The organism is Psychrobacter sp. CX5 (assembly GCF_057621535.2).
In genome coordinates this window covers 999280-1022692 of the sequence record NZ_CM177735.1, presented here as the reverse complement: position 1 = coordinate 1022692, position 23413 = coordinate 999280, and the positions used below count along the sequence as shown (strand labels likewise).

Annotated in this window: 12 protein-coding genes; 5 read left to right on the top strand and 7 right to left on the bottom strand. The window is 42.2% G+C overall.

Features of this window, described 5'->3' with window-relative positions; genetic code table 11:
• Window positions 1-158: 158 nt before the first annotated feature.
• The 3 genes from AC21OG_RS03925 to AC21OG_RS03915 all read left to right on the top strand — a co-directional run bounded on the left by AC21OG_RS03925 (window position 159) and on the right by AC21OG_RS03915 (window position 12788).
• Window positions 159-4715, top strand: a complete 4557-nt coding sequence (locus AC21OG_RS03925) for a two-partner secretion domain-containing protein (RefSeq protein WP_487377744.1) — start codon at window positions 159-161, stop codon at window positions 4713-4715.
• A gap of 1313 nt (window positions 4716-6028) precedes the next feature.
• A complete protein-coding gene (locus AC21OG_RS03920; RefSeq protein WP_487377745.1) occupies window positions 6029-10534 on the top strand; it encodes a two-partner secretion domain-containing protein in 4506 nt (1501 codons plus the stop codon).
• 160 nt (window positions 10535-10694) lie between these two features.
• Window positions 10695-12788, top strand: a complete 2094-nt coding sequence (locus AC21OG_RS03915) for a ShlB/FhaC/HecB family hemolysin secretion/activation protein (protein ID WP_487377746.1) — start codon at window positions 10695-10697, stop codon at window positions 12786-12788.
• A 135-nt stretch (window positions 12789-12923) separates the two neighbouring features.
• Here AC21OG_RS03915 and plsB read toward each other — a convergent pair whose 3' ends face one another.
• Window positions 12924-15830, bottom strand: coding sequence for a glycerol-3-phosphate 1-O-acyltransferase PlsB (plsB, locus tag AC21OG_RS03910; protein WP_487377747.1), 2907 nt, complete (start codon window positions 15828-15830; stop codon window positions 12924-12926).
• Between the two features lie 496 nt (window positions 15831-16326).
• On the opposite strand from plsB, the gene AC21OG_RS03905 reads away from it, so the two are divergent.
• Window positions 16327-17223: an acyl-CoA thioesterase gene (locus tag AC21OG_RS03905; RefSeq protein WP_486547704.1), complete on the top strand. Its 897-nt coding sequence runs from the start codon at window positions 16327-16329 to the stop codon at window positions 17221-17223.
• Window positions 17224-17452: 229 nt separating this feature from the next.
• Here AC21OG_RS03905 and AC21OG_RS03900 read toward each other — a convergent pair whose 3' ends face one another.
• A complete protein-coding gene (locus tag AC21OG_RS03900) occupies window positions 17453-18805 on the bottom strand; it encodes a lytic murein transglycosylase (protein WP_487377748.1) in 1353 nt (450 codons plus the stop codon).
• Window positions 18806-18922: 117 nt separating this feature from the next.
• Here AC21OG_RS03900 and AC21OG_RS03895 point away from each other — a divergent pair, with 117 nt between their 5' ends.
• Window positions 18923-19057 carry a hypothetical protein gene (locus tag AC21OG_RS03895; RefSeq protein WP_487377749.1) on the top strand — a complete coding sequence of 45 codons (135 nt, stop codon included), beginning with the start codon at window positions 18923-18925 and terminating at the stop codon, window positions 19055-19057.
• A gap of 615 nt (window positions 19058-19672) precedes the next feature.
• On the opposite strand, the gene AC21OG_RS03890 is transcribed toward AC21OG_RS03895, so the two are convergent.
• The 5 genes from AC21OG_RS03890 to ylqF form a co-directional block, all read right to left on the bottom strand.
• On the bottom strand, window positions 19673-19954 hold the full coding sequence (locus AC21OG_RS03890) for a DUF503 domain-containing protein (RefSeq protein ID WP_487377750.1): 282 nt from the start codon (window positions 19952-19954) through the stop codon (window positions 19673-19675).
• Window positions 19955-20023: 69 nt separating this feature from the next.
• Entirely contained in the window at window positions 20024-21268 is a 1245-nt protein-coding gene (gene mutY, locus AC21OG_RS03885) for an A/G-specific adenine glycosylase (RefSeq protein WP_487377751.1), read from the bottom strand.
• A gap of 42 nt (window positions 21269-21310) precedes the next feature.
• Window positions 21311-21787, bottom strand: coding sequence for a hypothetical protein (locus tag AC21OG_RS03880; protein ID WP_487377752.1), 477 nt, complete (start codon window positions 21785-21787; stop codon window positions 21311-21313).
• A 382-nt stretch (window positions 21788-22169) separates the two neighbouring features.
• Window positions 22170-22358, bottom strand: a complete 189-nt coding sequence (locus tag AC21OG_RS03875; protein ID WP_487377753.1) for a type II toxin-antitoxin system VapB family antitoxin — start codon at window positions 22356-22358, stop codon at window positions 22170-22172.
• 19 nt (window positions 22359-22377) lie between these two features.
• The gene (ylqF, locus tag AC21OG_RS03870; protein ID WP_487377754.1) at window positions 22378-23364 is read right to left on the bottom strand and encodes a ribosome biogenesis GTPase YlqF; all 987 of its coding nucleotides are present in this window, start codon (window positions 23362-23364) and stop codon (window positions 22378-22380) included.
• Between the last annotated feature and the right edge of the window lie 49 nt (window positions 23365-23413).

Below are 23413 nucleotides of genomic sequence, written 5' to 3'. Positions count from 1 at the left end.
TTGATTAGCTTATTAACCCATTGTTTTAACTTCTAATTTTAATATTATGACTTCTAGACAGCCGATCTTTTCAATATGGCATGGGCGATATCAGAATAGGGTTGGCGCAAATTGTTAAAAGTGTAGATTGTAACTACACGTTTAAAAAGGGCAAGGTTATGAAAAACAATAAAGCTTTTAAATTATCACCTCAAGGCCGGATTGCTAGCGCGGTTAGCATGGCTTTGGTATTACCCTTTATGAGTGTGGCCGCACAGGCTGATAACATCAACCCAATTGGCGATACAACCGTCAGTCAAGTTGGTAATGTGGATGTGGTAAATATTGCCAACCCAAATGCCAATGGACTGTCTCATAACCAGTATAAAGATTTTAATGTAAGCGAATCAGGCGCAGTTCTAAATAACTCATTGAGTTCAGGTAAGTCACAACTTGCCGGTCAGCTTGATGCCAATAGCAACTTAACAGGATCAGCGTCAGTGATCTTGAATGAAGTTGTGTCAAAAAACCCATCACTTCTTTTAGGGCAACAAGAAGTATTTGGGATGGCAGCTGATTATATTCTAGCGAACCCAAACGGTATTACTGGTAAAAATACTGGGTTTATTAATACCAATCGAGCCTCATTAGTGGTAGGTAAACCAACTATCGAAGAGGAGCATCTAGCGGGCTTTAGTGTCGGCGATCGCAATAATAAAACATTAGCGTTAAGCGGTGATGTGCAAGGGGCAAAACGTTTAGATTTGTTGGCACCGAAAGTCGATATCAATGGCAATATTAAGGCATCTGATGCGATCAATGTGATCTCTGGTCGAAATAATATTGATTACGATACGTTAGAAGTCAGTGCGCCTAAAAGACTTCAACCTCATGTCACTTTAGATGGACAGATCCTAGGTAGTATGCAGTCTGGTCGTATCCGTTTACATAATACTGATACCAACGCTACTCAGACCTTACAAGGTCAGTTCAGTGCCGACCAAGATTTTGATGCGGCAGCGAATACCCTAAAAGTATCTGACAGTGACATTTCGGGCAAATCAGTGTCTCTTGTTGGGGCGAAGCAGCTATCTATCGGCGGTGAGCTACAAACCGCACGTACTGATTTACCAGAGAGTAAAGAGCAGCTTGATGATAATGTCACGTTGACTCATTCTGGTTATAAAGAAACACAAGTCTTTAAAGGCTCAAAGGTTGCGGGTGATACCATAGCGCTTGGTGGTAGCAACATTGACATTGAAGGTAGTCAGTTACAAGGTAATAGCATCAATGCCGCTGGTGATAATATTAGTGTAAGCGGTGTGACCACAACCAATACCGATAGCACAACCGCAAGCAATAGCAAAGGTCTATGGTTTAATGAAAATGAAGCCTTAGATAAAGATCAGCAGTATCATCAGTCTCAGCTAAATGCGATAGATGATATCAGTTTAAATTCATCAGCAGATTTAAAAATCGTTGGTGCTGATATCCAGGGCGATAGTGTTTCTTTAAGCTCTGGTAATGATTTAGTTGCCACAAGCGCAACAACAGAAAAATCGCACAGTGATATTAACCGTTATAAAAATGAGACGGCAGATCTTAAATCAGGTGCTCGTACAATCACTCAAGCGACCCAAAGCGGAAATCAAACCACTATAAATGGCGAAAATGTAAGCTTAAATAGTGGTGGTGAACAGCGCTTAGAAGGTGTTCAGCTAACTGCGGATACGGCTAACTTAACCAGTGATGGCGCATTGACCGTAGCAAGTAGCGACACAAGTAATCGCCAAACGGATGAAGAAGACTTTAAATACTGGGGTGGTATTGGTGGTGGTGAAACCCATATCAATAACAAAACCCAAACCGCTTTAACAGGCAGTCAAATAAAGGCAAATAATGCAACATTGAGCAGTGATAGCGATGTTACAGTCAGCGCTAGTGGTATCAAAGCGGATAACGCATTGAATGTGACTGCTGCTGGTGACGTTAATATTAGTAATGGCTTTGCCACTGAGCAAGATTATGCAGAAGACCGTCATGGTACTGCGTTTAACATCACCGATAAGAAAACAGCGGTCGATCGTTTGGCTCAGAGCACTGTCGCAAGTAATGTGTCTGCAAAGGAGGTATCTTTAGCCGGTGACAATATTACTTTAACCGGTAGTGATGTAGCGGCAACGGGAGATTTTGATACGTCTGCTAAATCAGCGTTAACCACCAATGCTGCCAATGCTACTGACATTACCAAGACTGAAACGTATGATATCAGTACTGATGGCAAAGCAAGCTCTAACCTTGATCTAAAAGACGACTTTGATAAGGTGATTAAGGGCGGTGTTGACGGTGTATTAAACGGTAGCGTGACCAAGTTGGTGACTGACGGTATTGACCAATTAAAAAATCTTGAGGTTGAGGCTTCAGGCTCTATTAAAGGGGTGACAACGCTCACTACAAAAGGGTCAGGAAATGCGCGTAATAACACCATATCTGCTAATAATGCGACACTCAAAGCACAAGAGGTCAGCCTAAATGGTACAGATATCAATGCGGCTAACAATGCGGTTATTGACGGTAAGCAAGTGTCAACGGGTGCAAGCGAAGCCTTAACGGCAGTAGACAGCAAAGTCTATAAGAGCACTGGACCTGAAGCCTATGTCAGAGGCGGCGCAACGGGTGTGCAAGTCGGTGTTAGCATTGGGCACAATCAGATCATCGATGAGCACAATGAGTATCAAGCGGCTAACTCAACGATCAAAGCAGGTAATAAAGCTTCCTTAAACGCAGAAGAAAGCTTGAGCAACCAAGGTACGCAGATAACCGCTGCAACAGTAGACTTAGCGGGTCAAGACATTAATAATGATGCCTCATATGATCGAGTTGTTGATCGTAAAGTGGTCGCTGGCGGTGATGCTGCATTAGACCTATTTGCCGGTACTAATAAGCCTTTAGGCGGCGGTATCAAGTTATCGGGTGACGGTGATGGCGTTACTACCGAGGTTAAAACGGCGCATACTACAGGTATCACAGCGACTAATGATGCCAACATTGCCGCTCAAAATACAGCGGTAGATGCGGGTACTCAAATCTCTGCAAATACCATTAACATCAATGCCGATGACTATACCGGTACAGCCGCTTATGACTCAACTGTAACCACCTCTCACCGTGGTCGTGGCGACATCAATGTCACTGCGTCAACCAGTGATTTCACAGATGTAACAGTGGACGCAGGTGGTAAAGGCACGTATCAGTATCTACAAACAGGAGATGCTAAAGCCATTAAAGGTAGCTTAAAAGCAGATAATGTCACGGTAAATGGCGGTACTCGCGCCGTTGCCGCACACGATGTGACTGCGAACCAGTACAGTGTTACTGCAGGTGAAGAAGCTCGTATCGGTCAAGACAGTGATAAACAATGGAATACGGCCGGTGGCGCTGAGCTAGGTGGATCAGTTGGCGTTACGGTTATTCCAGCGGCAGTGACTACTGGGGTGGGTGTACTACCTTCTGTCTCTGCTCAAGCAGGTTTTAACTACTTAGGTGTTGAAGACCAGCAAGCCAAAGCTGCAACGGTCAATGTTAAAGACGTGAGCGTGACAGCAGATGAGCTTGCTCAAATTGATGGTGCAAACTTAACGTCTGATAACGTCACTATCAAAGGCAATAAAGCTAATATTGCGGCTGCACAAGATACACATCGTGCAGTTGGGGTATTGATGAATGGTAATGGTGGATTCGCCCCTGATCTTGCCAGTGATAAGCTTGGCTTAGGCGCAAAACTTGGTGTGGTAAATGAAACCAGCAACAAAGCACAGGGTGCAACTGTTAACACCAAGAACCTAACTGTTGCGGCTAATGAAGCGGGTGATGCGCTGTCAGTACAAGGCGCTAATATCACTGCTGATAATGTCAGCTTAACCAATGCGAATGCTAAAGGTGATGTCAACCTAGTCGCTGCTGAGTCTAAAGACTATGTGGGTAACTTTGGTATAGATGGTAACCTTGGCGGTACTGTTAGCTCAGAGAGCTTCGATAGCAGTGCGGCAGGTGCTCATCTTAATGTAGAAACCGACAATAGCAACTATTATCAATTAGGGACGGTGAAAGCTAACCGTGTTGATATTAATAGTGGCAATAATATCGGTTTGCAAAGCAATATTGAGGCAGGCACCTTAAACACAGTGGCTGGTAATGGTCTTGCGATTAACTCTGCTCAAGATAAAGTCGCTAAAGTCAATGTGAAAACAGGTTTGAGTTTTGATGGCTCTCCTATCAAGTTCGTTGATGAGGTTACTGCTGGTAATGTTATAGATGCCCTCAAAAATGACTTTGATAATGGCACTATCTTAGGCGTTAGCGTCGCCGGTGAAGCAGGATTTGATGTTGATCATGAAAAGACCACCCATCAAGCGACGGTTAATTCTGACTCTTTAAATACTACGGTTGGTAGTGGTGCTATAGACGTCAATGCTGCTAAAGTAAGCGCGAACAGCTCTAATCTTGGTGGTGCAGTAGTCAATAGCAGTAACAATGATGACTTCGTACATAAAGTTGGAGCGTCAGTAGATGGAAAATCATTTAGTGTGCCAAAATTTGTTGAAACTATTCCTAGTTTGATTAAAGATGCGTTTACTGGAAAACCAATTGATCTTGGTATCCCTGTACATGCGGATGTCAATTATGACTGGGATGACAAAGACGGCGCGAACACTAAGTCTGATGTCAATCTATAGTCGGTTCTATTGAATTCTGTAGCTATTTTATGATCAACAGACGCTACTATAAAGCAAGATAAACTCATAGATACTAGTTTACTAAGCTAAAGCCCAAACCTAAGTAGGTTTGGGCTTTTTTTATTGTATCGTCAGCGAACTACTAAACGGTTACGGCGTTAACCTCGTTAAGCCTTCTCCCGTATTACTTGCTATTTGCACTCAGTTGCCTTGTAACCATTTTAGATTTCTTTGACTAGGGCATGTGGAACATTCGCAAGTTAGCATCAGCCCTGAGAACGGATTAAGCAAAGCACTGCTTTGCCCGTTCGCAAGGCGAGAGCTATGCTCGAGTGAAGGCGGGATTCTTTTTTGCCAATATATGGCGGCTTTTAAATATTTAGGGTTCTAACTTAGAATGACTAAGCGTCAAAAATTTCACTGCATATTGACTAAAAAATAGTCTCCGCCAGTGCCATGGACGAATGGTCCACATGCCCTATATAAAACTATTCAGTGACTTCTTGTTCGTTAAGCAACTATAAATTAAATATAAATAAATTTTCTATCAAAATGTTAATGACATAAAGAATGACTGTTAAGTTTAGTTAGACGAAATTGTCCTAATAGTGATATAGGGTGATTGATAAAGCAGTAAATAATATTCATTAATTATATATTATTGAATAATTTTACTTAATTTAAAATTAATAAATATTTAATAATAATTTTAATCCGAATAGGACTAAAAATGTACTACAAAACTTTATAAATTTAAGTTTGATTGTCTTTTATACAAGTAATATGACAGTAAAATTCAAATCTATATTTATTACTTAAAACAATACCAATTCTATGAGTATTTTAAATATCTTATTAAATTAATTTAAAGTTATTATAAACATATCTGTGCATTCTAACATGTAAAGTATAGGTAACTGATTATTAAAAAAAACTTGCTAAAACCAAAATAATGTTTAAAAATAATATCTGAAATTTTTAATGAAATTATGTTTATTTTTATTGTTTTAATAAAGTCATAATTAAGTAATATTACTTTACTATATTGTGGCAGAATTAGTGATAGTCCAAGCTTATAAATAGCTTGACTTAGTAAGCTTTTTCTAAGATGGCATTTGTTTAACAACCAATCTTAATAGTCCAGACGTTACCGTAATGTGTTATCTCAATTAAGTGAGGCATAAAGCAAAATTTATGTTTGTAGCATGTTTTGAGTGACAAGTGCTGTATTGACACTGGCTTTTATGATGAAGGCTTTTACGAGCAGTTTCGATAATAACGACTTTTTTTAATAACCTAATAAGGGCAAAGCAATGAATATTAATCATTCTTTTAAGTTATCTACACAAGGTCGAGTTGCTAGTGCGGTAAGTATGGCAATGGTACTCCCGTTTATCAGTGGTGCAGCAATAGCGGGCACTGTTACCCCTGTTGGATCGACAAATGTTAATAAAGTTGGCAATGTCGATGTGGTTAATATTGCTAATCCAAACGCTAATGGATTATCACATAACCAATATACTGACTTTAATGTTAGCAAGTCAGGATTGGTTTTAAACAACTCAATGAGCTCAGGTCAATCGCAGCTTGCAGGTCAACTTGGGGCAAACAAAAATCTATCTGATACTGCTACTGTCATTCTTAATGAGGTGGTTTCAAAGAATCCCTCTTTATTACTTGGGCAGCAAGAAGTCTTTGGGATGGCAGCGGACTACGTATTAGCTAATCCGAATGGCATCACCTGTGATGACTGCGGATTTATTAATACAGATCGTGCATCTTTGGTTGTGGGTACACCGACCATTGCAGCTGATCGACTGGCTGGTTTCAATGTGGGGAATGGTCAGAATAATAAGTTGGTTGTTAAAGGTGATATTGAAAGAGCCAAGCGCCTAGACTTGCTGGCGCCAACTATTGATGTGAATGGTAATATCACTGCGTCTGACGAAATCAACATGATCTCTGGGCATAATACGGTTGATTATGACACGTTAGCAGTGAGTCAGCTGACCAATCAAGAGGAGGTGACACTTGATGGGTCGGTATTAGGTAGTATGAACTCAGGTAAGATACGTATTCATAATACCGATAAAGATGCCAGTCAGCACTTACAAGGTAAGTTCAATGCTGAAGAAGTATTTGAAGCCAATGCCGATAATTTAATCGTCAATGATAGTGATATTGAAGCAGGGTCAGTCTCCTTATTAGGGGGATCAACATTATATGTCGGTGGTGACGTAAAAATGGATCGAGACCTCACGCCAGAGACGACTAAAAGAGTGGACAATTGGGTTAAACAAACTCAATCAGCGGATACACAAAATCAGAGTTTTGAAGGTTCCACGATTCGTGGTGGCGACGTCAAGCTAGTTGGTGGTGATGTCGATATTGAAGGCAGTAAAATTGACGCAAGTACTATCACCGCTACCGGTGGCGATATTGATGTCAGCGGAATGGTCACTACCAACAAAACAACCAGTAAAGTTCGTAATACTAAAGGGACGTGGTACAACGAAACTAGAACGGAAGAAAGAACTCAACAATTCTATGATTCTAGCCTAAACGCATCTGACAGTATTGATTTATCCTCTAATGAAGACCTAACCATATCTGGTACCACTTTAGCAGGTGGCGAGGTTGCTTTAACTGCGGGTAATAATTTGACTGCCAACAGTGTGATCACTGAAAATTCCAAGTCTGATACCAATCGTTATAAAAATGAAACTGCCAAGTTAAAAACTGGTGAGAAGCTTGTTTCACAAGGTACACAGGCTGAGCACCTAACTAGTATCTCAGGTACTAATGTAACCATGAGCAGTGGTGGTGATCAGCGTCTGGAGGGCGTTCAGCTAGCAGCTGACTCGGCAGCTCTTAGCAGCGATCAATCATTAACGATTTCAAGCAGCAAAACTACCAACCATAAGACTAATGATGAAAACTTCCTCTATTGGGGAGGCATCGGTGGTGGTGAGACTAATATTGATAATGAGCAACAAACCAATCTCACAGGCTCTACTATCACGTCGAACGGCGCGTTGTCTTTATCCAGTCTTGGTGATACGACCATCTCTGGGAGTACTATTAATGCCACTGGGGATCTGAATCTTGATACTGGGAATGATCTAAAGATTAATCACGACCTTGCGGTAGAGTCTGATTACTTTGAAGATCGCCATGGCTCTGCATTTAATATTACTGATGAAAAATATGCGAAAGACCATAAGAAACAAACTGCTCAGAAGTCTATTTTAACCGGCAATAATGTGACGTTATCTGGGGATAATATTGCGATTACGGGTAGTGACATTACTGCAGCAGGCAAACTTCAAACTGATGCGACTAATGCGCTGACGACAGACATTGCAAACCCAACAGACATTACTGTCACTGAGAACTTTGACATTAGGACGGTAAACACCTCGAAAGTAACCGGTAATATCTTCGGTTGCATACAATGTGCTGATGACGTTAATTTAGAAGACTTTAGTTTTGAAGCATCTAGTGGACTTAAAGGGGTAACCACTATTACTACAACCGGTACCGGTGAAGGGATTGCCACGACTCTAACTGGGGCAGATACCACATTAACAGGTCAAGTCGTTGATTTGAAAGGTACTCAAGTAACAGGTACGAATAATGTAGATATTGACGGTACGCAAGTATCGACTGCGGTAGGTGATGCATTAACTCTCGTTGATAGTAAATTGGTGAGAAGTACAGGTCCAGAAATATATGTTAAAGGTGGGCTGACAGGTATTGAATTTGGTATTGGCCTTGGTCACGATCAAATCATTAATGAGCATCATGAATATGACGCTGTGGACTCTACGATAAATTCAGACAAAGATATCGATATCGTGGCTAATGACTCTCTTACGAACTTAGGCACCAAAATTAAAGCGGATAATGTAAATCTATCTGCTCAAGATATCGTGCAGGATGCAGGCTATGACCGCGTTGTTGATCGAGATGTGATCGCTGGTGGAGACGCTGCATTAAAACTATTTGCTAATGTAAGTCCAATCGTTGGAGCGTCTGTCGGTATTTCAGGTCAAGGCATTGGTAAGGTTACTGAGAATAAGACCGCAATTGTCACCGATATTAATGCACAAAATGAGCTAAATATTACGGCTACTAATTCTGCAATGGATGCTGGTAGCAATTTGAATGCAGATACCATTGATATTTCAGCCAACGATTACACCAGTACGGCTGCTTACGACTCTGAGGTTATTACCACGCATAGTGGTAGCGGTGAAATAAATGTCAGTGCGACGACCAGTACGTTCCAAGATGTCACTGTGGGATTAAATGGTAAAGGCGAGTATCAGTATCAACAGACTGGTGATGCCAGCGCCGTACAAGGTAATGTCACTGGTAATAATGTCAATATTAATGCAGCAACGAATGCCAACATTGCCAATAACTTTGATACCGATTCATTGAATATCAATGCTGGTCAACAAGCTATAGTGGGTCAAAACGATGATAAGCAATGGGATACGACGGGTGGTGGCTTCTTTTCTGCCACAGTAGGCCTTAACTTCTCAGCGGCATCGTGTGGTGCATCTCCTGCATTCTCTGGTGCTGGTGGCTTTAACTTCTTAGATATAAACAACACGCAAGCTAAAACGACTGCTATTAATACAGGTAGCCTAAACTTAACAGGTGGTACATTAGCCCAAGTTGCGGGTACCAATATCAATGCGGATGATAGTGTCGTCATTAAAGCAAATAAAGCCAGTATACTAGCAGCGCAAGATACCCACACCGCTTTGGGTGCTGACTTTACGGCTAAAGGTGGTTATTCTGGTTCAATTGATGCTGGTGCGACCTTAGGGGTGATCAACGAAAAGACCAATAAGGCCACATCTACTACCTTAAATGCGGCTGATCTAAGTATAACAGCCAATAGTGAAGGTGATGGGTTGGTTATAGAAGGTGCAAATATCACTGCAGACAATATTGATCTCACGAATACCAACGCCAATGGTAATGTTGACATCCATGCGGGAACCTCTAAAGATAAAGTAGGTAACTTCTACTTGGGTGCGAATGTTGGCTTATCTGGTGGCTCGGGTGGTAAGTATAGTAAAGGTTGTAGCTCCTGCTGTAGCTCTTGTGGCGGAGGCGGTAAGATGAACTATATTCCAACTAGCCTTGGTGCACAGCTAATCGTAAATTCTGATAATAGTGTCTACCATACCTTAGGATCTATCGAGGGAGGTAATGTCAATATTAATAGTGGTAACAATATTGATCTTCAAAGTAATATTGATGCAGATAATTTAACGCTAAACGCTGGAAATGATCTAAATATCAACTCTGCTCAAGATATTGTTAAAAAGGTTGATATCAATCAAGGTATCTCTGTTGGTATCGGATCTTTAAAACTAAAATCAGGTATCTCTTCTGAAGAGCTATTGAATACAGTGAATGACGGCTCGAAGATTGATAATATGGTGAATGTGAATCTAGCAGGGAAGTCAAACTTCTTGATTGATGATCAAAAGGTGACCCAGCAAGCGACGATAAATGCTGATAATTTAAATGCCACTGTAGGCAGTCAAAACATCATGGTAAATGCTGCAAATCTTAATGCCACTAATTCAAACCTAAATGGTGCGACAGTAGCGACCACTGATAATAATGACTATGTGCATACTATTGGTGCGACAGCAGAGTTTGATGCGATGAACATTCTAAAACTTAACCAATATAGTAGTGCTGAAGACTTTAAGGATGTTGTAAACATCGACTTCACTAATAACTGGAACGATGAGGATGGTGCAAACACTAAGGCTAATGTTAAACTATGATATTAGCTAAGAGAGTGTCACGGTTTTATTTTCTGGTGATACTCTCGTCTTTGTTAACAGTCCTTTCATATAGTGAGATTAAAATTAACTCATAAATATATTCAAGCCCATGCTTATCATAGTTATGGGCTTTTTATCCTTATAATATTAGTAGACTACTATGCAACCTATATGTTCAATCAAACACCTCTCCAAACCTAAATCTTGTCATAAATCGTCATTAATAGGTGACTCTAATACTGTTAATAATCAGTCTATTGACTCATCTACAACTCCTTCTATGCTGAGCAATAGAGTATGGCGTTTTGCCATTGGCATCGGAGTTGGCAGCGTTGGAGCTTTGTTACCTACACTGTCTAATGCTGCAAATGAGCTACCAGGGGTACCGATACCTGCAGCTTCTATACAAGACCCCTCTTGGCAAAACCCTATTGAACAGCAGCAAGTATGGCAAGATTCATTGCAGCAGCAACGAATTGAATCATTACGTCAGTCTCAGTCGAAATATGAGTCGCAATCTGAAAATGATTTTACCGAGAGTCAGACAGTCCCAACACCTAGTACAGATATGCCTCCACAAACACCTGAGGTTGACTGTCTACCTGTGCAGCGTGTTGAACTGGGCACATTGCCAGAGCTTGGGAAGGCCGCACAAGCTAAATTGCGACAGCAAGCTGAAAGCATTTCTGTATCATCATCCACGGTGATGAACCAAATAGATGAGACAAACCAAGCAGCAACAAACGCGACTCAACAACCCACTGAGAATAATACTCAATGTGTTACCGTTGAAGATGCGAATGTGTTGCTGCGTAGTGTTACAGAAGCTTATCTTGATGCTGGATTTTTCAAAATTTCTATTGATCCGGTAACCGTCAAGGCCAACAAGTCGATCTGGCACATCCATGTTGCCAAAATAACCGATATAGACAATCAAACTAAGCTACCGACGCCTCGTCTGATGGGTGATGTTATTGGTCAACCAGCCAATATGGCGGCTCTAGATCAGGCGGTGAGTAATGGTGAGCGAGTTATCGACGGTCAGTTGCTAGTGGATGTTTACCCTGTCGGTGAAAATGGCAAGGACGTTCGTCTTAAGGTAAGCCAACAAGGTGAAGTGGATACCGTCAGCACCGATATGGAATGGCGTTATGATCCTGATGACAGCTATGGTCATAACCAAATCAAGCTGCATAGCACACTACGCAATGTCTTAGGTCAGGCTGATTTAACCTCCTTATCCATCCAGCAAAGTCTCACTGATAAATATGGTTATGATGAGGACAACCAGCGCCGTAGCGCCAGCCTTTATACCACGATCCCGAATGGACGTTGGCAGTGGTCTGGATTGTTAGCTGCAGATGAGTATACGCGCACTACTCAATTGCCCAATTCAGTACTCGAACAAACGGGGGACAGCTGGCAGGCCAATATTCGCGGTGACTATACCTTTAATCGAGACAAAGATAGTATCTCAACCTTATATGGCCAAGTCGCCCATCAAGATGTCACCAGTGAAGTGTTGGGCAGTAAAATTGATGTGCAAAGTCCGACATTGAGTAGTGGCAGAGTTGGTATCAGCCATACCAAGCTATTTAATAAGCGCTCAGCATCAGATCCTAACAAAGTCACAACAGGTGCTTGGGTGCTAGATCTGAGTGCAGAGAAGGGGTTTGGTAACCATGACAATCCAGCGACGGAACAAGGGCTTAGCGATGATTACCTGCGTTGGTTATTATCAGGCTATTTGACTCATCAGCACCCACTATTATCATCAAGAAAAAATATCGGGTATTGGCAGATGACTCACGAGCTACAAGGCCAATATAGTGATGATCAACTCTTTGGTATCTCTCAGCAGTCTCTAGGCTCTACATACTCCGGTGTACGGGGTATTGATAATGCGTATAGTGCCGCAGAGTCAGGCATTACCTTACGTAATACCTTAAGCTTTGAGCCGATGCAGACAAGCTGGAAAAGTTTCGGTAATCAGAAAATTCGCTGGTCGCCTTATGTTGGACTAGACTATGGCGTTGTTAAATATACCGACAGTGGGCTGAATGATGATACTAGCGATGCTACCAGTGGTACATTAGGTCTAAAGCTAACAGGCTATGATTCAGATCACAGTATGCTCGATAGACGTTGGGAACTAGATGTGAGTGCCAGTAAAGCGCATACTGATTACTCCAATCAAGAGAATGACGGTACCCAAGATACTGAAGTGTCAGCAGCATGGCAGTGGTTTTTCTAAACCTGCTTGACTGATTCCTTTTTTGGTAGCGTATAAAAATAATGCCAGTCAGTTAAGCTGACTGGCATTATTCTATTAAGCACTTTTAATATTAATTTAACTCAACAAAAGGTAACTCTTAGTTTGAGGAATTAATTATTGCTTTTTGCGGGTAAATTTACTCTGTTTTTTATTGTTAATCTCACTAATGGCATGATTCAACTCATCTTCATCCAAGTTTGCGACATGCTCCAAGATCTGCATTATTTCAGGGTTTAAAATGTAATGAGCATGGCGGGCGATATTGTTAATGCGCTCGTCAAACGTCAGTAGATTAGTTTCCTCATCCTTATGCACATAGTCTAAGCGCAATAACGCACTTAAGAAGCTGGTAAACAAGGCACGATCGAAGAAATCAGGGATGTCATCTGCATACAATACGGACAGACGTTGGCCTAATAGATGACATAGGTCGACAACTTGATCAGCTGTTAAGTTGCCTGAGCCTTGTTGGGCTAATAGCGCTAGTGCCATGAAGTAGCGTTCCAGACTTTGGGAGACTGGTGCTGCGAGCATATCTAACTGTTGATATTGTTCGCTGTTTTTCTCAGGTGTCCCTAGAATGCCGTCGCCAAGCTCAACCACGACCCCAAGCTCAATTAAATTACTTAATTTTTCATCAATTAAGTGGGGTAAGTTGCGGACAGCATTGTATAAAAACAGCTCGCTTTGTAAGAAAGGGTATAGCTGGGTTACGATGCTATCTAAGTGTTTGCGCTCAATACGTCCATTACGATATACCAGCGCCGCCAAGAAGGAAGATATGATAAACACATGCAAAATATTATTACGGAAATAGCTTAATATGGCCATTTGTTTAGGCAATACTTTAATCATATCTCCTAGGATATGAGGCGTCCGTTCAATCAGCTTAAGCTTAATACCATAGTCAATAATTGACTGGGGTGCCATATCCGTGACAATCGTATCATCGGCATAAGGCGAGCCAGTGGCAATGTGTTGACATAAGGCAATTTGTTCACGACAGCTGTCTTCGTCTAAGGCAGCTTTGGGGGTCGATAGAAGGACCAGAGACAGTAAAGATATCGGGTTAACCACCGCAGCCTTGTTGATATTCTGCATGATCTTGATGGCTAGATTATCTATCATTGCGGTTGTATTATTATCAAAGGGTGTATCGGTACGGTCAGCTGGCAAGCTATTGGGCGCCACATCAAACTTGGTCATAAAGTCCTCCATATGCAGCGGCGTGCCGAAGCTTAAGTGGACATGACCAAAGATACGCTCAATCTTACGGCTGACTTTTAGCAAGCCGAGTAGCGACTCTGACTCTTTCGGTTTGCCTTTAAGTTCACCAATATAAGTGCCACCTTCCATAATACGTTCATAACCGATATAGGCAGGAATAAAGGCAAGTGGCTTGTTAGACCCACGTAAGTGACTGTGGACAGTCATCGCCAGCATGCCAAGTTTAGGCGGCAATAAACGACCTGAGCGTGAGCGCCCCCCTTCAATAAAGTATTCGATAGGCGTATTGCGCTGGATTAAGGTATGTAGATACTCACGCAATACCGCCTTATATAACTCATTGTCTTTAAAGCTCCGACGTATATAAAATGCGACAGCGTTACGCAGTAAAGGACCAATGACGGGGACATCTAAGTTATTACCAGCGGCCACGTAAGGTAGACCCAATCCACGACGAAATATCACATAGGCAAGCAAGAGATAATCGACATGGCTACGATGGCACGGCACGTATATTAACTCGTGCGTAGCGGCAAGCTCTCGAACACGCTCGAAGTGGTGAACTTCAACACCATCATATAGTTGAGTCCATAACCAAGCCAAAAAGCGCTCAAAGAAGCGAACCACTGAGTAGCTATAGTCATTGACTATTTCATTGGCATAGCCGCGGGCAAGAAGCCTAGCTTCATTAACACTAATGTTTTTTTCGTCCGCTTCTTTTTGGCACGCGATATTAATGGCAGGAGAGTGGATTAAATTATCGACCAAATTGCGTTTATCCGACAAATCCGGTCCGATCATACTCTGACGGTGACTATCGAGAAAGGCGTTTAGCTTATATTGCACTAACAAAGTTAAGCTAAAGTTGGCTTCTGTGGCAGTCAGTAAGGCCGTTGAATGCGTCAGAGACTGAGCGTCTACATGCCGTTTTGCCTGTAATAATAGGTCTTTCTCACTCTCATCTAACTGAGAGGCTTTTGCATTATCACCAAACAATTCAGCTGAGATTTGTTGGGCATTGATTTGTTGAGTATTGGGAACGTTTTGACTATCGACAACATCTTGAGTGTGTTTATGGAGGACAATATTTGAAGATGTGGTCAATGAGTCAATAATGTCATGTAGCGACTGGGGGGGATGGAACTGAACAAACGTATCGCGTCCCTTAATGCCAATATTAAACAGCTGTTTGGCGATAGTAGGTTCTTCCCAGTTATCCGCCATCAGTAGTTTAAACAGTGAGTCTTCATTATCAGGGGCACGTCCCCATAATATAGAAACAGGTACTAGATTGATCTTAAGGGTTGAATCTTGACGACAGGCATTGACCAGTCTTGCCAATCTTGGCGATACTTTATGATCATTGGCATTGGGATGATGTAAGAATATAATGGCCGCATTCTCATCGATATTATGAGCTGCATCATTGACGCCAACCAATGCTGGTGGGAACCCTTGTGCTTTGGTTTGCAAATCCACCAGGACACTGTTTGAGCGCGAATACTCACGCAATACATAAAATGTCAGTGCCCCGTTCTCATTAGTGATCTCAGGTAAGGTGCCGATTATTTTAGGCTTTACCGCCAGATCTAACGCTTGTCCAGAAACTTTGCGGTACAGCTGATTGACCGAACGACCAGATCGTGAAATAGCGGCACTCGCTTGAGCCGCTTGCTCTTGAAAGCTTGGCGCAGTCCGTTGAGAGTCGTGAGAGCGCTCTCGATTGTTTTTTTGGTTTTGGCGCTGTTTTTTTAGGCGCCTTTTTAGAGAATGCAATAAATGAGAAGGAAACATAAGTCTTAGTCAAACCTATTAAAAGAGATAGGGTTAGTTTGCCATAAAATCGGATAAAGTAATACACTTGTTCGCTGAAATTTTAATCATTTAAATCTAAAAAATAACCTATCACGTCAGACACGTCCAAAAACAACAAATTAAACACTACAAATAGAAGGTTTAGTAAGCCTGTCAAAGATAGTAGGTTTTATAACAAAGCGATAATGACTTTATTATAATGCATTTACGTAAGTGCTATGTTAAAACATTCATTTAATGACACGATTAAAGACACGATATAAATAATGACACGATATAAAGCGAATGATATAAAATGACACGATATAATAACGGTGCTAATGTTGCCGAACTAATTTTGCTCAATTAGTTTTTGCTAACGTTGGGTTTAATGAGGGCTTATTGGCCCTTCTGTTTTATTTGGCGTTCATTTAGCAATTTTGTGGTATTTTTTTAAGTTTACTTATAACCCCCTAAGGTCTTTTGGAGATGATAAATGCTTGACTGTAAACAGCTTGTAGACCAACTATTAGAGACGCTTGATTTAACGGAAGTGTCCCCAGATGAATTCGTAGGCAAAAGCTATGACTATGTTGGTAAGCGTATCTTTGGTGGTCAAGTTCTAGCACAAGCGATTATGGCAGCATCTCATACGGTAGCAGAGGATAAGCCGTGTCATTCTTTACATGGATATTTTTTGCGGGGGGGTAATATTAACCAATCTGTCACTTACAAAGTACGCCGCCTTCGAGATGGGCGTAGTCTATCCGCGCGTGAAGTAACGGCAGTGCAGTATAAAGAAGACCAAGACGGTAATAAGGTAGAGCAAGTCGTATTCTCTATGCTGGCCTCCTTTGCACCGATGGAAGGCGGTCTCGATTATCAGGAAACAATGCCCGCTTATCCACCGCCAGAAGATCTAGAGTCTGAACAATCGTTAAAAGAGCACCATGTGGGGGACGTACCCGAAGCCTTGCGGGAGCGTTTTATGCGGCCCCGTCATGTCAAGATTAAGCCTGTAAAACCCCGTAACCCTGTGCTTCCAGAGCCTATGGTGCCGAAACAAGCCAATTGGCTGCGTATTCCTAAGCTAGGCAAACGACCCGTTGCTATGCAGCAAGCGTTATTGGCATTTTCATCAGACTATTACTTGGTGGGGACAGGTCTAATGCCACATGGCATTAGCTTTATGACCAAAGGCTTGCAAGCTGCTAGTATTGACCACTCGATGCATTTTCATCGCCCGTTTGATATCAATGAATGGATTTTATATGACATGTGGTCTGATACCTCATCGCACTCAAAAGGACTCAATCACGGTCAGTTTTGGCAAAATGGCAACTTAGTGGCAACCGTGCAGCAAGAAGGCTTGATGCGCCTGCGTGATGCTTAAAAATAGTCAGCGAATTGCTTAAAAACAATCAGCGAACGACTAAACAACTATTTAAGAGTTCTGCGACTATATTTGGGTTTTGTCCATGAAAAAAGCCACTTTCTATTGCTAGAAAGTGGCGTATCAAACCGACTATAAGACTAGATGCAGTGCCTAGTCAGCGGTGCAATAAGCTAATAGAATAGCAGCTTAGTGGGCTAGCAAATTAGAAGTCTACCGAATCAGTAGTCTACCAAATCAAAGAAGAGGCACTACGCTGAGTCACAAAGCCATCAGGTGTCTGACCATTGTCTGCTTGCCAACGCGCAAAAGCGTTACGGGTATTGGTACCCATAATACCATCGATGCCTTTGGTATCGTATCCAGAAGTAGTGAGTCGTTGTTGCAGATTTCGGACCTGACCGCTGGTCAATGGTTGTTCATAACGGGGCCATGACTTTTGAATGCCAGACTGTCCATTAAGCGCACGACCCAATAAGCTCACACCCAGCGCGTAATTTGACGAATTATTATAGACCTTAATCACATCAAAGTTTGGGCTAAGTAATAAGGCAGGGCCGTCTTTACCCGCAGGTAGCCACATCTCAAACGGCGTACCCGCCTCTAAATATGAGCCATCGATGGTATTAATGCCCATTGATCGCCATGCAGAAGCAGGTAATTTTTGACCGATTACACCGTAATCAAAAGAGGCGGGAAGAGTCACCTCATAAAAAGGAGACAGCCCGCGTACCCAGCCTGAGTTACTTAGATAATTAGCGGTTGATGCCAGTGCATCAGCTGTCGTCCAAGGGTTGCGGTGTCCGTCACCATCACCATCCACACCGTGCGCAAGCCAAGTACCGGGGATAAATTGCGTCTCTCCCATACCGCCTGCCCAAGAGCCATCAAGCTGTGAGGGGTAGACATCACCGCGTTGTAGCAGCTGCATCAACGCCAAAAGCTGATCTTCGGCCCAGTTACGGCGGCGACCCTCATAAGCCAATGTTGCCAGCGAGCTAGGGATATAACTGCTTCCCGTCACCGCCCCATAAGAGGATTCCATACCCCAAATGGCCGCAACTATTTCCGCATTCACCCCATATTGAGACTCAAGACGCGATAACAGCGAACGCTGCTCATTAAACTTACTTTGACCTCTGCTCACACGGCCATCTGACACCGCAGAGTCGGCGTAATCCCAAGGCATCTTAACAAACTCAGCTTGATTATTATCCTGCGATATCACACGGTTATTCAACTGTGCCGAATCCAGTAATCGACTAACATCATAAGCATTGTAGCCTTGGCTAATGGCTCGCATACTAAAGTCGCTTTTCCACTGCGAAAAGCTGTTATAACTTGTCTCTGGACGTGGTGTTGGTGCAGGTTGAGGTTGAGGCGTTACCTTCGGTGTCTGAGGTTTGACAACAATGACTTGAGCAGGTTGTTGTTGTGGTGTTGGTTTTTGAACCGGCACCTGCCGTGCAGGTGGCTGGCTTGTACAACTGGCTAAAATAATAGCTGGTCCTAGCGTCAACACACTTTTTAGTAGGATATTTTTATTGGGTTTATCAGTAAAAGTTAGTTTATTTTGAAGCATAAAAAGGGGTCTCACGTACGTTATTGACAGTTAAAAAAAGCGTTACGGATATATTCTCAAACGAATTATAAAAAAAGTTATTATTAAAAGTTATTTTCAGAAATGTAAGGAGTAGCTATGAAAGCACTGTATCAACAAATGGCTATAAAGTCGATGGCTCATACATCTGATACCAAAAATTTATTGAATAAATTAAGTCTTAAGACAAATGAGACTGTATATAACACCCCTTTATATCGTCGATATACATAAACTTCGCCATATCAAACCGCCATACCGATGGCGAATACTGTCGAGTATCGTTTGGATATAAGCGATGAGGGCGTAATGCAATTGCGGGTTGTCAATGAGTTGATGGAGTAGTCGTTACTATAAAGGAAGCTAGAGCCACTCCCGCTTTTGCTACTATCTGCTTATCTACCCGAGGCAGTGGCTAAGATGTGGCGTGTCGCTTACTTCGTGCGCCCCACCACAGCAAGCCACTGCAACTCGTCTATCTAAACAGTATATCCGCGACAATCGGGGCTAAAAGACCTTGTTCGGGGAGAGAGTGTATAATGTATCAACACTTAGAAGTCTAGTAGGGTGGTAGAAGCCAGGTAGGTTAGCGTTGAGATTGTCACACCCAACATATTAAAATTATGTGACTTTTAGGTATCTTAATAGGTATCAAACTTCTAGGTTTCAAATTACGATATCGACTTACCATCACGCTAACCATCACAATTGCCTCATACAGGATTCGTGGGTTTCGCTTCGCTACACCGCACGCTACACATTCTGCATACTGTAATGTACGTTTGACTATAGCTAGCCTAATCAGAATCGTTAAATTTACAGTTCAAAGTAACTCTACTCTTTAACGATCTAAATAAATTCCTTTTCAATATTCATAATTCGTCCGTCAACAATGCTTTGTATCTTGTCCTCAATCTGAGCGCATAACGACTCGGCCTCACGTTTAGAGGCTTGCACCACTACAAAGGTCCATTCACTGGCATCATGCCGGTCACGCTCACCGCTTTCACAGACGGCAATAGCAGGATTTTTACCAAAGCGTTGATGTAGTCCGCCCACCCGAGTACGCTTCTCTTTCAATGAAGCGCATCCAGGCAAAGTTAAGGTTATCGTTAGGATAGCGATGTGCATATTACTCTCCGTGTTCAATCGATCTATAATCGATCCTTTAATCAAGCTGTGATTGACCTAAAAAAATTCTTAACCAACTACTTCCAATACCTTCAGCATCGCCTTCGGTAATCCTAGCGTTGCCTTTGCCTCATCAGCTGACAACCAAACCATCTTAATGTCTGCTTTTTCAAGGTGCTGTGTTAACGCTATTGTTTGCTTATTATCAAGAATAAGCTGCTTAGGTTGCAGGTACCAATGGAAATGGGTCAGGGTATGTTTAATAGGGGAGTCGTCTAATAACTCATTACTAATTGAGATGGGATTTAAGCTATTATCTGCAATCCATTTATCAACCACTTGTTCTGCAAGCGTGTTTTCACTTTCAAAAGCGTTGTCTTCGTCTGATGTGTACACGACCGTTGTTCCCAGTGTCTTTTTTTCGAACTGCAACGGCAATACCCACAGTCCGCCCCAAATACCACTATCAGGACGTTGTAGCCAAAGTATGTCGTTTTTAGGGTTAGAAACCACCAACGCATTGCTAAATTTGCTAGGTTTAGGCTTCTTTTTGGCTTTCACCGGATAGTCCATTTCACGCCCCTGAGCATGAGCGATGCAATCATTACTAACGGGGCATTGCTCACAATTGGGATTGCGACGGGTGCATAAGGTAGCGCCCATATCCATCATCGCTTGAGCAAAGTGTCCACTATCATCTTTGGGTGTCAATCGTTCTGCCAATGCCCACAACTCTTTGGTGGTGGCCGACTTCATGATATCGCCATCATTACCTGCCCAGCGAGTAATCACTCGTTTGACGTTACCATCACAAATTACCCCGTAACCATGCAGTCCCATTGCTACGATAGCGCCTGCTGTAGATGGCCCTACCCCTGAGATGGCTTCCCAACCCTCTAGGGTTTGCGGAAAATCATCTGTCTTTTCAATGATCTCGGCCAGTTGCTTAGCCCCTTTGTGCAAGTTGCGGGCACGGGCGTAGTAACCCAACCCTGCCCAATGTTCGGCAATGACATCCCACTCAGCATTGGCTAAGTCTTGCACCGTTGGAAATGAGGTCATAAACCGCTGAAAATAAGGTATAACCGTAGTGACTTGGGTTTGCTGTAGCATCACTTCTGATAACCAAACGATATAAGGGTTTGGTGTGTTGGTTTTGTGCTGTTGCCATGGCAAGTCATGGCGACCGTTTTTATCGAACCAGTTAAGAATACGGGGAGCGAAGCTGTCAAGTGCGGAGGGTGTGTGGTTAAAGGTTTGAGATTTGGAATGGGTTTTAGTTTGGGATTTTGAGTTAGCGGTTGGCTGGGTCATGGGGTCTTTTTAAATAAATTGGGTAAGAACGTATTATACCTTTTATACCTTAGGTTTAAATTTTTTTTGCATAAACCATAAGCTATAACGGACGGCAAGATAATGAATAAATAACATGGCAACTGCCTGTATCGATCTATAATAGAGCACATCAGTTTTAGTAATAAAGTTTTCTATACCAAAACTATCTGGTAGAGATTTTTTTAGTATAAAAATAAGTAAAATATCTGATAAAACCACCTCTATAAAAGCAGTTATCATACCAATATAGCTACATTCTTTCTTGTTTAGAGCTCTTTGCTGAGTTTTATTAAATAATGTAATAATAAGCGTATTCAGGACGAGTATTACAAAACTCGTTATTAATACCCAATCTAAATATAAGCCTAATTTTGATAAAAAAATAGGCAAAAAATGATAACCGATTGCATAGGGGAGAGCATATTTAAGCAGGCTCTTAAAGTTTGATGTGTCTTCGGGTACTGTAATGGCAGTATTGTTTTTTTTAGAACTAAACATACTATATAACCTGTTTACTATCTATTTTCTATAAAACTGGATTTCTGCTATTAATATGCAAGTTTGTAAATTTTATTTTATATATTTCTATCTTAGTGGAAGCAAGTCATCTGATAGGGAATGAAAGCTGGCGTAAACCACGATATATATGCAAGAACACGATGTGACCGCTAGCCCTGATAGGAGTAGTATCCTGCTGTTCTGGGCGAGTTGGGCGGAAAATCACAGATTGTCTCTTACATCGGGTTGAAGCAGTGCTTCACTTTATCCCTCCTCAAGTGGCTAGATTTTGAGGCAGTATCGAGGCAACAGTAATTCCTCAAATCGCGTTACAGCCTCGTCTAGACTGACCGATACAAGCGGATAGCAGGAATAGCTACCTTCATTGGCGCAATTGTTCAAGGTCATTCTCCCAACTCAACTCACCACGCAATTGTCTGATATCTTGTTGCTGAAGCATTTGTATTAAAAGTTTCAGTGCTTGTTCAATAGCTGCTTCAGGAGTATTTGATCCCGATAGACGCTGGGCTTCACTGATAAGCTTGTCATCAATATCAATAGTAATCTGCATGCTCCGTTTCCTATAAAATCTACTTGCGATTCTTCCTTGCCCGTTTTTTACGCAGCTTTTTCTCTTCAATCTTAGCCAGTCTTTTAAGCTCTGCTTCTTCTCGTATCCGCTCCACCAGTTTGTCTTCTTCCTCACGCATGGCAGGGGTCTCCAAAGTAATACGCCCCAATGTACCACTGCGTAACTCGTTAACCAAAATCTCAGACATACGGTAAGTATCCACCACACCGCCTTTTTTCAATAGTCCTCTATTGCGGCCTGCCACCTCGAAGAACTCCCAGTCAGTTTGCGGTAGATCCTCTATTTTATAACGCTCTTTTAATAGGTTTGGGTACGCCTGAATCAAGTATTCAGCGGTATAACTTGCCACATCCGCAAAGTCAAAGGCAGTATCTTTGATGCCACCTGTCGCCGCTAAGCGAAAGCCGGAGTTGGGATTCTCAATTTTTGGCCATAGCATGCCGGGGGTATCGTATAGCATGATGTCGTTGTCGATTTTTATCAGCTGCTGGGACTTGGTGACCGCTGGCTCGTCGCCTGTTTTGGCGATACTACGTCCTGCTAGGCTATTGATAAGCGTGGATTTTCCGACGTTGGGAATGCCCATAATCAATACTTTAATTTGTCTACCTGTGCCCGCTTTATTAGGCATAAGCTCTTTACACAGTTGTACGATGCGTTTGACATCGCTTGACTTGTTATCATCACAGGCGATGGCTTTGACTTGATCTTGTTGTTCTAAATAGTCAATCCATGCTTGGGTTTGATTGGGATCAGCAAGGTCAGCTTTGTTTAGGATTTTGATAACGGGTTTGTCGCCCCGTATCTTGTCTTTGTATAAACTGGCGACCATGGGGTTTTCGCTACTAAACGGGATGCGTGCGTCGATTACCTCGATGACCACATCCATATCGGGCATGATTTCTTTGATTTCGTTACGGGCTTTATTCATGTGGCCAGGGAACCACTGGATGTTATTGGGCTGATTGATATTGTACTGACTCATTGCTCGAACCGTCGCTTATATAGGATTGTTTGATTATATTTTACATGAT

Coding starts and splice junctions, on each gene's coding strand:
- plsB (WP_487377747.1), bottom strand. CDS start 15,830: ATGTTTCCTTCTCATTTATTGCATTCTCTAAAAAGGCGCCTAAAAAAA.
- AC21OG_RS03925 (WP_487377744.1), top strand. CDS start 159: ATGAAAAACAATAAAGCTTTTAAATTATCACCTCAAGGCCGGATTGCT.
- AC21OG_RS03900 (WP_487377748.1), bottom strand. CDS start 18,805: ATGCTTCAAAATAAACTAACTTTTACTGATAAACCCAATAAAAATATC.
- mutY (WP_487377751.1), bottom strand. CDS start 21,268: ATGACCCAGCCAACCGCTAACTCAAAATCCCAAACTAAAACCCATTCC.
- AC21OG_RS03895 (WP_487377749.1), top strand. CDS start 18,923: ATGAAAGCACTGTATCAACAAATGGCTATAAAGTCGATGGCTCATACA.
- AC21OG_RS03890 (WP_487377750.1), bottom strand. CDS start 19,954: ATGCACATCGCTATCCTAACGATAACCTTAACTTTGCCTGGATGCGCT.
- AC21OG_RS03875 (WP_487377753.1), bottom strand. CDS start 22,358: ATGCAGATTACTATTGATATTGATGACAAGCTTATCAGTGAAGCCCAG.
- AC21OG_RS03920 (WP_487377745.1), top strand. CDS start 6,029: ATGAATATTAATCATTCTTTTAAGTTATCTACACAAGGTCGAGTTGCT.
- AC21OG_RS03915 (WP_487377746.1), top strand. CDS start 10,695: ATGCAACCTATATGTTCAATCAAACACCTCTCCAAACCTAAATCTTGT.
- AC21OG_RS03880 (WP_487377752.1), bottom strand. CDS start 21,787: ATGTTTAGTTCTAAAAAAAACAATACTGCCATTACAGTACCCGAAGAC.
- ylqF (WP_487377754.1), bottom strand. CDS start 23,364: ATGAGTCAGTACAATATCAATCAGCCCAATAACATCCAGTGGTTCCCT.
- AC21OG_RS03905 (WP_486547704.1), top strand. CDS start 16,327: ATGCTTGACTGTAAACAGCTTGTAGACCAACTATTAGAGACGCTTGAT.